Raw genomic sequence first — 14,029 nt, 5'->3', positions numbered from 1 at the left:
ATGGTATGCGTTGTTACTGGTGCCACAGGTTGTCTGGGACTAAGCTTGACTCAGCGATTAGTAGCAGACGGTTATAAAGTCATCGCTTTAGGGCGCAACGAACAACTTGGCAAATTGGTTACCGAATTCGGTGCTCAATTCATTGCTGTAGACTTACTCGATAAAGAAAAGTTAAAAAAAATTGCACAAGATGCCCAAACCATTTTTCACTGTGCCGCTCTTTCTAGCCCCTGGGGACGATATAATGATTTTTATAAAGCCAATGTTCTTGGCACCCAGCATGTCATTGCAGCCACGCCCCCAAATGCCCGATTAGTTCATGTTTCATCACCAAGCATTTATTTTAATTTCACGGAACAACATAATATAAAAGAAGACTCTTCATTGCCCCTGAAACCGGCCAATTATTATGTAAAAACCAAGCTACTCGCTGAATCCCTCATTGATAAGGCCCATAGAGAACGCGATTTGAATGTGATCACCTTACGTCCACGTGCCATTTTTGGCCCCTATGATCGCGCCATTTTACCTCGCATACTTCAAAATGAAAAAAATGGCATTTTGCCCATTATTGGTACTGGACAAAATCTAATCGACATTACATATGTCGAAAATGTTGTCGACAGTTTGTTGCTTGCAGCACAAGCAGATCGACAATTTTGTGGCAAGAAATACAATATAACTAATGCTGAGCCACGCGCTCTAATCACTATCCTATCTGAACTTTTTAGCGCATTAGAAAAACCTTTTAAACCTAAATTTATTCCTTACTCGCTTGCAAAAATATATGCAGCCTCGATGGAAAAGCTATATCGCCTGTCATTAACTGGAAAAGAACCTCGTCTGACTCGCTACAGTGCAGCAGTTTTTTGTATGGGGCAAACGTTAAATATTGAAGCGGCACAAATGGATTTGGGCTATCAACCCAAAATCAGTATTAATCAAGGCATAGAACGTTTTGCAACGTGGTATCAAAGAGCATGATAGACTATCAATTATTCGAAGCCGGTTATTGCAGACATTGTGAGCGAATGACCCTAAAAAAAGGGCGTTGGAAACAACGCGAATATCCAGCAATTTGTGCCTTAATCAAGCACCCAAGGGAAGGATATATTCTCTTTGATACAGGCTACAGCAATCGATTTTACACATTAACTCAAAAATTTCCTTATTCCATCTACAGACGCTTAACACCCGTGGAATTAAAAAAATCGCTTAAAGAACAATTAGCGGAAAAAAATATTCACGCCGATGAGATCAAGGGTATTGTGATTTCGCATTTCCATGCAGATCATATTGGTGGTTTAAAAGACTTCCCAAACGCACGCTTATTTTGTCATGCCGAGGCGGTAAAAGACATACGCCATAAAACAGGAATCAAAGCATTGTTGCAGGGATTTTTACCTGGACTACTCCCAAAAGATTTTTACGAACGAGTGGTCGTATTAGAACATGAAGTACGACTCGAAACGAACCTATTACCCTTTACCACTGGATTTGATCTGTTTCATGATGGACAACTTATTGCTATTCTTTTGCCAGGACATGCTAAGGGTCAAATCGGCCTGTATTTTAAGGCGCCGCAAGAAACGTTCTTAGTGGCAGACAGTTGTTGGCATCAAGAATCTTTTAAGGAAGGCGTTTTTCCAAGTGATCTGACTTATTTGATTCATGATAATAAAGAAGCGTACCAGCAAACCATTAGAAAATTACAGCAGCTTTTTAAAAACAATAAAGAAATCGATATTATTCCTTCCCATTGTCAACACATCCGTGCTCGCCTTTTGGAGAATCAACGATGATACTGAGGCTTCTTTATTATTATTTTAAAACCCATTATCTTCGGAAACGGTTTAAATCACGAGACCAATTGTCGGCCTACCAGGAAAAAAGATTTAAAAAGTTAGTCAAGTCAACTTTATCCAAGTCTTCTTTTTATCAACCTTACCTGGACAAGCCCCTGAATGAGTGGCCAATTATCAATAAAAAAATAATGATGCACCATTTTGATGAAATCAATACGGCAAACATCAAAAGGGACCACGCCTTGGAATTGGCATTAAAAGCAGAAAAAACCCGCGATTTCTCTGCCTTAATCAATGGCATCGCAGTGGGTCTTTCTTCTGGAACATCAGGAAATCGCGGTTTATTTTTAGCCAATGCGAAAGAACGCGATGCCTGGGCTGGAATTTTACTGGCTAAAGCGTTACCCGAAGGATTTAAGAAAAATGAGTGCATTGCTTTTTTCCTCAGGGCAAATAGCAAACTTTATACAACCCTGAGTAAAAGCAAAAAAATCCAATTTCATTTTTTTGATTTATTTGATCATTTCGAAACCCATCGAGATCGATTAAATGAAATCCAACCTACCATTTTATCGGCACCGACCTCTGTATTGCTGGCCTTAGCAAAGGAAAAATATCGCTTATCCATTAAGCCCCAAAAAATATTCGCGGTTGCGGAAGTATTAGAACCACGTGATGAGGCGATTATAAGCACGGCCTTCAACTGTCAGGTAGCACAAGTTTATCAATGCACCGAAGGCTTTTTGGCTATTAGTGATAAAGAAAATAATCACTTATTAATGAATGAGGAATATTTAATTATTGAAAAAGAATGGCTGGATGAACGCCGCTTTGTTCCTATTATTACGGATCTGTTGCGCACAACCCAACCCATAATTCGCTATCGTTTAGATGATGTGTTGATTGAGGAACCTTCAAAAGGTATTTTTACACGACTGGCAGGAATTGAAGGCCGTGTAGGTGATATTTGTTATGCAACCAAAAATAACCAATTATTTCCCATTTTTGCTGATTTGATTCGTCAAAAAATGGCATCGTTCCCTTTTCAATTTGATGACTACACCATCCAGCAACAGGCTTTAAATCAATTCACCATCCAAATCACTCCTGATTTACCAGAAAAAGAAGCCTTGATTTCTCATTTAAATGAGTTATTTCATGCTCATAATTTTGATATTCCTTTATGGCACTGGCAGCCATTTATCAAGAGAGAAATGGGGGCAAAAAACCGAAGAATCCAAGCATTACCTGAAATCTCCCAATCAGAATTATGAGTTTTTCAATCAATATAATCCGCTAAAAAATGAAAAATAATTGCAAAATGTGCTTTAATTAAAGTCAAGGGTGTTTTTTTTATAAATGGCTTTTTTATGAAGATATCTGTAGGACAAGCATTATTAATTCTCCTCGCAAAATATCAGGATGATAAAGATAAATATAACGAATTAAAGCATTTGTATTTAGCCGGTGCAAAAAACGAAGACACTCGAACTGCAATTGACCAGTATCTCAAAGACTCTGCATTGGCAGGCTTCCAAATCTCCAAGTCCCCTGAGGACATAAATAATGACAGCTCCCGTCGATATTTTGAGACACATTTGGCTTATGAAACGTTAAGTAGCCAGCTGGGACAATTTACATTGAATGAAATGAGCCAACATTTAGACGCTATTAAAGGAACCGCATATAGTTCTTACGCAGGATTATATGAAGAAGTTTTGCAAGGAGAATATACGCCATCTGATGATACAGAGCATGAATATGCGGATTATTTAACAAAACTACGAAACAAAGAAATATTCGGTCAATTTTCTAATGAGCAAAGACAAAAAATCATTGAAATAGTCTCATCTGCTTTCGTCGCAATGATTATTGCCTCACAGGGTCCCCATTTATTGCCTTTGGACATTTATGGTGAAGATATCTACCTAGAAAGAGGAAAAATAGCCAAAGAAAATCAGTCTACTGCTATAAAGACTGCGCGAGGGGTACTACAAAATACCACAACGACCAGTGCGCTTGGTATTCTACAAAATCGCGATCCAGTGCCTATAGATGATCCTGCACGTATGGCCAAAACCCAAGACTTTTTGAAACCTTCCGATCAATCAACCTATGATACCAACGCTCAATGGGTACAAGATAATTTTTCGCGCTTAGTTCATCCATTCTCAAATGCTATATCAGGAACCATGCTCTGCCAATTGCGTGCTTTAGCGAAAATAAAAGAGCTTAAAAAATTAGCAGACTATATGGATGTCCTAGCAAAACCATCTGATGGTGCAGAGCAAAGCAAACCGCTCGATGAAGCCACGAAAAAAAATCAAATAGATCTGGTTATCAGTATCATGGATTCCGGTAAAGTCACCGATGAGGTTCTAGCTCAAGCTGCTGAACTGATAATGGAAGGCAAAATATCACCTGAAGTAATAAAGCACATCCAAAAAACGACTGACGAGACTCTTTTAGCATCTAAAGAAAAATTGGGATCTTTTTTAAAACTCTATGTTTCTGCCTTATTGTTTAATGCCGGAGGACATAGCTTACATGAGTTTGTTGCCCCAATCGGTATCACTAAGACGCAACAAGAATTCGCTCATATTGATGGTTTTGATACTTTAGATTTAGAAGAGTTATTTTTAAACACGAATCAGGATGCCTTTGATAAAGCATTGGCTAAAGCAATAGCGTACAACGAATTAATGCTTAAAAAAACTGCTGTCCTGGACGATTTAAAAGATTTGAAAAAAGCTTTTGATAAAGAATCAATACCTGAATTAATCAACAGTTCCAAACTGAGCTCTGATTTAAAAGAGAATCTTTTAGCAGTTGCCAAAAAAGACGTACATCATGCAGTCGATTGTTTTAGATTAGTGGAAAAACTACAACGGATAATCGCTATAAATGATGCTCGAGTTCAATCAGAGTATTTTTCATTCTTTAGACAAGGTGCACAAAGACAGGTAGTACTCAATAAAAATATCAACACTGCAATAATAGAACTCAGCAAAGGTAATGCGCAACAAGCAAAAGCAACTATTGAAGCGACACTACAAGAACTCAAAAATTATAAATCAGGTCACAAACCGGAGTTAAAATCGCTTCAGAGATTTTATGATTTAATGGAGGATCAAGTCGTTACTGAAAAACAAATGCACGTTGGAAAAAGTTAAGTTGTTTTCCATTAGCAAGATAGTTAAAATATTAACCGACCCACATGATGATACCTATTATTTATGCCTATCCTGAATAAAATCGATGATCAAGGAAATTATCTGGAATTTCCCGGGGTTACTGTTATGGCTGATGTAGGCCAAACAAACCATCATCTATGGCACGAGATTCATCATTTTCTTAAAAACACCCCCGTGCTTTGCGACTATTTTTCTCCTTTGCCGCGTCAAAGTTATCATATGACAACCTGTAATTTATATACAAAAGAAGAAACACTGGAAGATTGGGTTTCATTTATATCAAAAAAATTGCCCTTTTTTCAAAAAATCAATAAAAAACTGTCTGAATTGAATTTTACCCCCACAATTTCGGTTGAATCTATAGACTATTTTTCTGGGTTACAGCTCATTTTATCCATGCCTGAGGAACAAAAAAAGGTGATTCAACAGATCGCGAAAGAATTAGGTCTGGAAAACAAAGTTCCTGGAGTATTTCATATTACTTTAGCTTATGGATACAAAGAAATTGACGATGAGCAAGTTTTTAAAGAAATTCAAAATAAAATAGGAGAGCTGTTAAAAATTTGTAAAAAATACGATCAAAAAATTCTTTTATCTTCACCTAAATTATGTTTTTTTCAAAGCATGGAGCAATATACTCCTTGGGATGGGATAACCAATCCATTCGTGTTGAAATCTACTTCTGTGCGCTGGGGATTATTTAACACCGAAAATAGAACGCACAAACATGAAGTTTCAGATACTTCTTTTTGCATCACAATGTAATTTTTAATGACAATCATGACCAAAATACCACTCCAGTAGGATAAGTGCGCTTCAATTTATAGGCGGAGAAGCAAAAGAATTTTACGAAATAATCTGGGAGGACATAAGCCATTTTTAACTCGTGGCGAGCAATCGATTACGATTAGAGTAATACCCTCTACTTAGGAAGTGATCACAGAAATCCTGGTCGACGAAGAGTCAGCCCACAGGCACAAAACAAACTCCCTATAGTATTAGCTATAGGGAGTGAGAAAAATGATTACCGTGAGGCTCTTTGAATGTCTTTACCCACATGCGATACGTCTTGTCCGAAACCATGAACAGTTCCACAGGAACTTAACATTCCAAGTGTGGAGAGACAAATGCTAACTATGATTATTTTTTTCAGCATGTTATTCCCCTTTTTTATTTTAAAATTATTCTTTATGTAAATTATTCTAGACCATATTTTTATAAAATTAACAATAAATACCAAAATTTTTAAATAAATTCATCAATGTATTTTCTCAAAAAATATTGATACAGTACTCAATTCCATTAAACCAAAAGGGATATAAATTTTGCGCTCGTTTTTTGTAATTTGTGCATTAACCACACTCGCATTAACGGGCTGTTCCCTCTTTGGTGAGCTCCATACGAATACAGAACCACTTCATGCAGCTGACTTAGCAATAAAACATAGTTACAGACTTCCTAAAAAAATAAAATCAACCCATTATCTTAAACCGCTTATCGATCCACAATTAAAACAACTCGTTTCTGTGGCCCTCGCTGATTCACCTGATATGCGCAGCGCTGAAGCGCGAGTTCTACAAGCTCAACAACTTGCAAAAATTGCCTATTCATCACTTTGGCCATTTATAGACTCAAGTGGTTATCTGGAAAAGGCATACTTTCCAATACATGGCAAAGTTCCTCCACCAATCAATTTTATCAAAGTCGATCAAGCGAACATTGCAGACATTGGCTTAAAATTTAATTATGAGCTGGATTTTTGGGGTAAAAATAGAGAAAACTTAGCGAGTAAAGTAAGTGAAGCCTTTGCTGCACAGATGGATCTTGCTGAAACACGGCTCATTTTGAGTACTGCCGTTGCTACAACTTATTTCGACATTCAAAATTATATAATCCAACAACGGTTAGCCAAAGAAAATGCACGCTTGTTAAAACAGCTTGCGGATATCATCGTAGGTCGCGAACAGCAAGGTATTGAATCCAATATTCCAGTAAAAACCGCATTAGCCAATGCTCAAGCAGCCACACTATCAATAGAAGATTACAAACGCGCTGAATTGCAGTCACGCCATCAATTAGCCGTATTAATGGGAAAAAACCCTTTGAATACACAAATTGAGACAGCAGCTTTTGTTTACAATAAGAAACAACTCCTGTTGCCTGCAGTAATTCCTGCAAACATACTTGCCCAAAGACCGGATATCGCCTCAGCTCGGGCCTTAACTGAAGCTGCCGCACATCAAGTCAATGTAGCTAAAACAGCATTCTTCCCGAATATTAACTTGAAAGGTCTGTTAAGCCTGCAAAGTATCTATTTTACTAAAGCATTCAATATATGGCTGCAAAATGATAATGTGAGTGCTGCCTTTGAGTTACCTATTTTTGATGCGGGTGCCCGCAAAGCAAATCTAGGAGCAAATTATGCGCAATATGAGCTCGCAGTGAACCAATACAATCAAACCATTTTAAATTCATTACAGCAAGTAAGTGACCAATTAGCCGCCCTGAAAACACTGGATGCTCAAATTACTGCGCAAAGCCAGGCATTAAATTATACTGAATCGAATTACAAATTACTCCGAGCTCGTTATACTCAAGGAATTATTGATTACACCCAACTTATTGAATTAAAACAGTTATTAATCCAAGAAAAAGCTATTTTATATAATTTGCAAACGCGTCAAAAGCAAGCTTTTGTAGGCTTATTAGCAGCCTTAGGTGGAGAGCTATAAATTATGGCAGAAAAAAAAGAATCTGAAGCCCAATCTAAAGAACAGGGTGGTCCAACAGCTGAAACTTTACACAAACGCAAGACTGCGATGTTGATTCTTGGCAGTATTTTTTTACTTATAGCGCTAATATGGTTTCTCTATTGGCTTATTTCGGGACGATTTAAACTATCCACCGATAATGCCTATGTGAACGGGAATATGGTTCAACTTATGCCTCAAGTCCCCGGCACCGTCGTTAAAATTAAAACGGATGACACGCAACTGGTGACTGAAGGCCAGACCATAATTCAACTGGATCCCACTGATTATGTGGTCGCGCTCCAACGAGCCAAAGCAGATTTAGCACAAACTGTACGGCAAGTCCGTCAATATTTTGAAAATGCCGCACAAGCGCAACAAAATGTGATTGCAGGTAAAGCAAATCTGATTAAAGCACAACTGGATTTGAAACGCCGGGAGGGGTTGGTTGGAAATCGAGCAGTATCTCGTGAAGAGATGCAACATTATAAAACAGCCTTAGAGGCAGCTCAGGCGAATTATGATCTTTCTATACATCAACTTGATGCAGCACTTGCGTTAGTTGAAAATTCTCATCTTTATACTCACCCATTAGTTGAAACGGCGAAAACAAATTTGAAAACGGCTTACTTGAATTTTCGCAGAGCAACTATTGTTGCGCCTGCTACGGGTTATGTAGCGAAACGTAATGTCCATCCCGGACAACAGGTGTCTATGAACTCCGCCATGTTAGCGATTGTTCCCTTAGATGATACTTGGGTCGATGCAAATTACAAAGAAACTGAATTAAATGATATCCGTGTAGGCCAACCCGTTACGCTCTACGCTGATGCTTATCCCGGAATGACTTATCATGGACATGTGGTGGGCTTAAATGCAGGAACAGGTTCAGCCTTTGCCTTACTTCCTCCACAAAATGCTACAGGAAACTGGATTAAAATCGTACAAAGACTTCCTGTGCGCATTAGTTTGGACCCGGAAGAATTGAAAAAAACGCCATTACAACTCGGCCTATCCATGCGGGTAACCATTGATATTCATAATTTAAAAGGAACTCGCTTGGCTCAAATAACAGAGCCTAAAGTTAAATTTCAAACCAATGTTTATAAAAAACAGCTCGCGGAAGTAGAGTCGATTATTAATGAAATTCTACATGCAAACTCACCAGATATGTCCTTGCCAAGGAAAAAAGCATAATGACTGAGCGTCCCCCACTGACTGGCAGTAGATTGGCTCTAATGACCATTTCTTTATCACTGGCCATTTTTATGAATGTCCTTGATGTCTCTATTGCTAATGTGGCAATCCCCACTATTGCAGGGGATTTAGGTGTTAGTCCTGATAATGGAACTTGGGTTATTACCTCTTTTGCAGTAAGTCAAGCCATTATGCTTCCTCTGACCGGATGGCTTGCTAAGCGTTTTGGTGAGGTGCGTTTATTTCTTTTTTCTACGACCTTATTTACCATCGCTTCAGTGCTCTGTGGCCTATCCATAAATCTGGAAATGCTGGTTTTTTTCCGTGTTATTCAGGGTGCTGTTTCAGGTCCTATGATTCCCTTATCACAAAGTATTCTCCTTGCCAATTACCCTCCCGAAAAGAGAGGATTGGCAACCGGAATATGGGCAATGACTGCTGTTGTAGGTCCAATATTTGGCCCTATCATGGGTGGTGTTATTACTGACAATTATACTTGGCCCTGGATTTTTTATATTAACGTTCCAGTTGGAATTTTTTCTGTAATCTTCACCATGATTACTCTTAGCGGAAGAGAAACCGCCATCACTAAATTACCTATTGATTATATTGGCTTGCTTCTATTATCGATAGGCATTGGTTGTTTACAGGTTTTATTAGATAAAGGCAATGATCTCGATTGGTTCAAATCAGAATTTATTCTAACTTTGGCGATTATCTCAACGATTACTTTGAGTTTTTTGATTATTTGGCTTTTGACCCAGGAACACCCCATTATTGATTTGTATTTATTTGCCCATCGTAATTTTACCATTGGCACGATTGGTTTGACTTTGGGGTTTATGGTCTATTTCGCTACTGTAGTTATTTTTCCATTATGGTTGCAGACCCAAATGGGATATACCCCCACGTGGGCGGGGCTTGCGGTTGCACCCGTAGGCGTTTTGCCCTTTTTTTTAACCCCCATTGTTGGTAACTATATGGGAAAATTTGATTTACGCATTATTATCAGCTTAGGGTTTATTGTGTTCGTTCTTACCTGCTTGTGGCAATCTACCTTTTATACTGAAGTGGGTTTTATCCAACTGATTACTCCTCGATTTATACAGGGAATTGCTCTTGCATTTTTCTTTACCCCATTAATTGCCTTAATTTTGGCCGATTTACCCCCTGAACGGTTAGCCAGTGCTTTAGGCGTTGGCAACTTTTTTCGAATTTTGGGAGGGAGCTTCGGAACGTCAATCAGTGTTACTTTATGGAGTCACAGAGAAGCCCTCCATCAAAGCCATCTTGTAGAACAAATTACCGCATACAATCCTTTGGTCCAACAAGCAATAGATCAATTGCACTCATTAGGAATCTCGGGTCTAAAAAGTTTTGGTATCATTTACACCCAAATAATTAATCAAGCATTTATGCTCGCTACGAACGATATTTTCAGACTCTCCGCTTGGATTTTTATGATTTTACTTGCATTGATTTGGCTTGCTGAACCAACCTATGCCCGCTCGTCTGCAGGCATTGCAGCAGAGTGATTGTTTTATGATCAATACTTCCCTATAATCCCATCGGTTTTAATAATAATAACAATAAAAGGTGTTCTGAAATGAAAAAATGGATGATATTAGCGACAACCAGCTTGATGATGATGAATGCTCATGCAGATAAATCTTGGTGCGGTTATAAAGATTACTTTCGTTTAAGCGATACTTCTCACCCAGGCATCTATGTAGTAAACGGATTTAACGATGCTGATGTGTTTCTCCACATCATTGGCCCCCGTAGCTTTGAAATTTTAGATTCATACCAATGCCGCAGTGGCTATGCCCATGTTACCGTTGCTTATGACTCAGAAAATTGGTGTGTGCTTGATATTAAAGATGGTCCATTAATGAATCACCCAACTGTTAGTGCTTCCTGTAACGGAATTCGTTATATTGATACAGTATATGATGGCATGGGTAGCTACTCTTATACTATTAATCTCGATTAATACATTCGCAGGGAAACACCATCCCTGTATATGCTAGGTAATTCGTTGACAAAAATAGCTAGGGTGCAACGTGCCGCGGATAAGCCGCGGCACGTGACCGATTGCTCTTGCCGAACCTTTTTTGAAATTAGCTGCTTTGAATATGCGCTTTGGGCCTTGGATAAACACATATGGACGCTGCTGCTAGAGTGCATAGCCCATGATATGCTGCGTAATTTCCATCGGCAAATTGTGCTGCTGAGCAACGTTATCCAAGAGCTTTTCTATTATACCTTGATGGTAAATATTATAAATCATTACGAAGAGTGACTTGGCCCTATTCGTCTCCCAACTTTCCCCCTGTGCCCCAAGTTTCCGCAGTCGTGCTAAAAGGGATATTTTATCATTGTCATTGAGGCTAGAAGCATACTTCATAATCAGGTAGCGAGCCATATAGGGACTATCATGATCCAAATGTTCTATCAAATGATGGATAACCTTGGTGCGTTCAGACTCGTTGAGAATAGGCATTAACTCTTCTAATAATCGATAGTTTTTATCAACACAGTCGAGATTAATTAGAAGATTATTTAATGTCGCTTCGAGTACTGGCAATTGCTGTTCAGCAGGCAACCAGTCTCTTAAGGTAAAAAGTGCTTTAATAAGCTGAGCCTGGTCATTTTTTTTAGTGTTTGGTATGGTTTCAATTAAATCAAACATAAATTTAGTTTTTTGTTCGGGCGCTAGCCAATCCTGTAGCGCAACGATGGATTGGTAGAGCGCTTGCCAAAGATCCGTATCGGTAGTGTTCTTTATTGTATCAATTAAAGCAGAGGTAATACTTCGCTTTAATTCGGATTTTTGTGTCGTGCTAAATTGACACAAGGCCCGACAGGCAGCAATTTGAAAATTACGATGTTTGGTTTTTAATTGAATAACGTCAATAAGAATGGGAACCACCGTTTCATAGACAGGCAGCGGATTTCTTTTTTGCTCTTCCTTAATGAAGTTGATAATGCTTACTTTGACTATTTTCTTTTTTTGGGGATTTTTTAAGTAAGTAATTAGGGATTCAGCAACAGCGGTACGTTTTTGGGGGTTGAGCATCGCTTGTAGTTTTATAAGTGCTGCAATAGCATCGCATTTCAGGCCGGGAGCTCCTTTTTTATGAATAAGAGCAAGCAATCCATCATTTACAGCCTCACAGGTGGCCTCGTCTAAGCCCGCGGAGAGATGCGCTATCAGTTTTAAAGCAAAAGGCTTCTTGCTTCGGTGATAATATTTTGCCTTTTGATTAATTAAATCAAACAAATCTTGAATCGCTTTGATTTTGTATTCATCAGATAAATGCCAATGCAAGTGATTCAGTGTTTTTGTTGCTGTTGAGATAGTCTCATAATCTTGCTCCTTATCCATCACAAGAACCATGAGATCATCAAAAAATCGGGTATGCATTTCCATTTTCTCAGTAACAGTACCCATTAAGGCCGCGATAATGGTTATCGAATTAATCATTGCCTGACTATTCCACTCTAAAAAAGTCTTGCGTGTATCAAATAGATCGGGTACGGATTCAACAATCATTTGAGAACGTGCATGTTCAATAAGTTGTTTTTGTTTCTCTGGAGACATCATTTCAATGAGTTTAGAAAAATGTTCGTTAACCGGTTTTGAAATAGTTTCCCAACCATGATAACGGATAAAACTCTTAAATAAGTCATAGCATAGGTTTTCCCGTGAGGTGCGAGTCATATTGTCGCCGAATTTGATGAACGTATCGCAAAAATCATTAAAATGACTACGCGGGGGCGAGCGATCTTTATGATAACGTAACAAGCGGACTATTTTTGCAAGCACATCGTCTTGTATGTCTGGGGGTAGGGGTACGTGTAATTGGTTGAACGACTTGCAAAGAAGGCCACTTAGTGCAACATCAGATACCTGTAAAAATTCTTGGCTAAGAGATGCCATCAACATCGATTGGCAATCGGGGGAAGCGAGCTCACTATACCTATTAATATCATTAAGTATATTAAATGCACCTGTTCTTGATCCGAGCTTTTGCAGGAAGTCTCTGTGATTGAGTAAAGCACTAATACAAAAATCAATGGGTTTATAGAAAATCCTACCCTCCATAAATTTATTTATGGTTTGTGAGATTGGGTATGCCAGTTCATAATTATCATGTGCCAAAAGAAAGGCCAGGTTCTCCACAATTTCTTCTTTCGATGCGGGAGAAATCCAGGCTGTCAATTGCCCCAGCCCAGATATCAGGCTCCTTCTGTCTTCACTATTCATCCATTTTCTTTTTAGTCCGGCCTGGGCGTTTAGGGTAAATAATTGCTGAAATGAGGACGTATTCTCAGGCATCCAGCTTTGAACGGCGGATAATTTTTCAAAACTACTTTTTCTGGCATCACCAGTGCTATAACTCATGTCAACCAGTAAAGGGGCCACCCAATCCCCATAAGTAATAGCATCCCAGAGATTGTGAACTTGTAATTGCTTGCTCAGCTCTTCAGAGAGACCATCAGTATAGTGCCTGTACAAAGAAAAAAAGGCACATAGTATTTGTGCAGCGCCCTGTTTCATATCCAACTTCTCAGGATGTAAGTTTAGATATTTCAGTAAATGATAAATCGCGGCATCACCCATACGCCCCGTAGCAAGATCAGGATTTAATAACTTTAAGCAGTGTTTGGCGAGAATGAGATCTGTTTTACGATTGGGCTGCTCAAAAAAAGAGGAAGAGAGAAGATGTGTATTTATTTTGTTTATATAGTTTTCTAATAATCTAATTAGAACTTGGCTCGCGTCTGTTACTATTTGCTCACAATGGATTTCCAGAATGGTTTCAGCCGCTATTTCATATTCTTTATGTAGTTCATGCTCTTTTTCAGAATCAGAATCCAGTTCGTCGAGGTATTTTGAAAGTTTGGCAAGCAATTTTTCACTGGTTCGAACTAATTTTTTTACTGGTTCTTGTATCTCATCTTCTTCCTCACCATGCATGCCAGGGTTCTCCTCATTACGATATAATCTCATGCGCATTTTTATGCGCTACCTATGTAGTGCTGCTTCCGATATTATCTCAGTGTTTGTCCAGCATTC

Annotated in this window: 11 protein-coding genes and 1 pseudogene; 10 read left to right on the top strand and 2 right to left on the bottom strand. The window is 38.6% G+C overall.

Annotation, left to right across the window (positions count from 1 at the left end):
- The 5 genes from OQJ26_RS01800 to OQJ26_RS01780 all read left to right on the top strand — a co-directional run bounded on the left by OQJ26_RS01800 (window position 1) and on the right by OQJ26_RS01780 (window position 5,764).
- Window positions 1–984 (top strand): NAD-dependent epimerase/dehydratase family protein, encoded by a 984-nt coding sequence (locus OQJ26_RS01800; protein ID WP_265702166.1) that lies wholly within the window; start codon window positions 1–3, stop codon window positions 982–984.
- A complete protein-coding gene (locus OQJ26_RS01795) occupies window positions 981–1,802 on the top strand; it encodes an MBL fold metallo-hydrolase (RefSeq protein WP_265702165.1) in 822 nt (273 codons plus the stop codon). Before OQJ26_RS01800 ends, OQJ26_RS01795 begins: the two co-directional genes overlap by 4 nt.
- Complete coding sequence (locus tag OQJ26_RS01790; protein ID WP_265702164.1) at window positions 1,799–3,079, top strand: F390 synthetase-related protein; 1,281 nt, start codon at window positions 1,799–1,801, stop codon at window positions 3,077–3,079. Before OQJ26_RS01795 ends, OQJ26_RS01790 begins: the two co-directional genes overlap by 4 nt.
- Before the next feature lie 96 nt (window positions 3,080–3,175).
- Window positions 3,176–4,978: a hypothetical protein gene (locus OQJ26_RS01785; RefSeq protein ID WP_265702163.1), complete on the top strand. Its 1,803-nt coding sequence runs from the start codon at window positions 3,176–3,178 to the stop codon at window positions 4,976–4,978.
- Between the two features lie 63 nt (window positions 4,979–5,041).
- Window positions 5,042–5,764, top strand: a complete 723-nt coding sequence (locus OQJ26_RS01780; RefSeq protein ID WP_265702162.1) for a DUF1868 domain-containing protein — start codon at window positions 5,042–5,044, stop codon at window positions 5,762–5,764.
- A gap of 259 nt (window positions 5,765–6,023) precedes the next feature.
- Here the strand turns inward: OQJ26_RS01780 and OQJ26_RS01775 are convergent, their stop codons facing one another.
- Window positions 6,024–6,155 carry an entericidin A/B family lipoprotein gene (locus OQJ26_RS01775; protein WP_081776882.1) on the bottom strand — a complete coding sequence of 44 codons (132 nt, stop codon included), beginning with the start codon at window positions 6,153–6,155 and terminating at the stop codon, window positions 6,024–6,026.
- Window positions 6,156–6,324: 169 nt separating this feature from the next.
- Here OQJ26_RS01775 and OQJ26_RS01770 point away from each other — a divergent pair, with 169 nt between their 5' ends.
- The 5 genes and pseudogenes from OQJ26_RS01770 to OQJ26_RS01750 form a co-directional block, all read left to right on the top strand.
- Window positions 6,325–7,731, top strand: coding sequence for an efflux transporter outer membrane subunit (locus tag OQJ26_RS01770; RefSeq protein WP_265702161.1), 1,407 nt, complete (start codon window positions 6,325–6,327; stop codon window positions 7,729–7,731).
- A gap of 3 nt (window positions 7,732–7,734) precedes the next feature.
- Window positions 7,735–8,946: an HlyD family secretion protein gene (locus OQJ26_RS01765; protein ID WP_265702160.1), complete on the top strand. Its 1,212-nt coding sequence runs from the start codon at window positions 7,735–7,737 to the stop codon at window positions 8,944–8,946.
- The gene (locus OQJ26_RS01760; RefSeq protein ID WP_265702159.1) at window positions 8,946–10,481 is read left to right on the top strand and encodes a DHA2 family efflux MFS transporter permease subunit; all 1,536 of its coding nucleotides are present in this window, start codon (window positions 8,946–8,948) and stop codon (window positions 10,479–10,481) included. The genes OQJ26_RS01765 and OQJ26_RS01760 overlap by 1 nt, the downstream gene beginning before the upstream one ends.
- A 71-nt stretch (window positions 10,482–10,552) precedes the next feature.
- On the top strand, window positions 10,553–10,939 hold the full coding sequence (locus OQJ26_RS01755) for a hypothetical protein (protein WP_265702158.1): 387 nt from the start codon (window positions 10,553–10,555) through the stop codon (window positions 10,937–10,939).
- Between the two features lie 93 nt (window positions 10,940–11,032).
- Window positions 11,033–11,134, top strand: a pseudogene (locus OQJ26_RS01750) (F-box protein); the annotation flags it as partial.
- Here the strand turns inward: OQJ26_RS01750 and OQJ26_RS01745 are convergent.
- The gene (locus OQJ26_RS01745; protein WP_265702157.1) at window positions 11,123–13,969 is read right to left on the bottom strand and encodes a hypothetical protein; all 2,847 of its coding nucleotides are present in this window, start codon (window positions 13,967–13,969) and stop codon (window positions 11,123–11,125) included. The pseudogene OQJ26_RS01750 and the gene OQJ26_RS01745 overlap by 12 nt on opposite strands.
- Between the last annotated feature and the right edge of the window lie 60 nt (window positions 13,970–14,029).

The sequence above is a fragment of the Legionella sheltonii genome (assembly GCF_026191355.1).
Classification (GTDB): Bacteria; Pseudomonadota; Gammaproteobacteria; order Legionellales; family Legionellaceae; genus Legionella; species Legionella sheltonii.
This window is presented reverse-complemented; position numbering and strand designations above follow the sequence as displayed.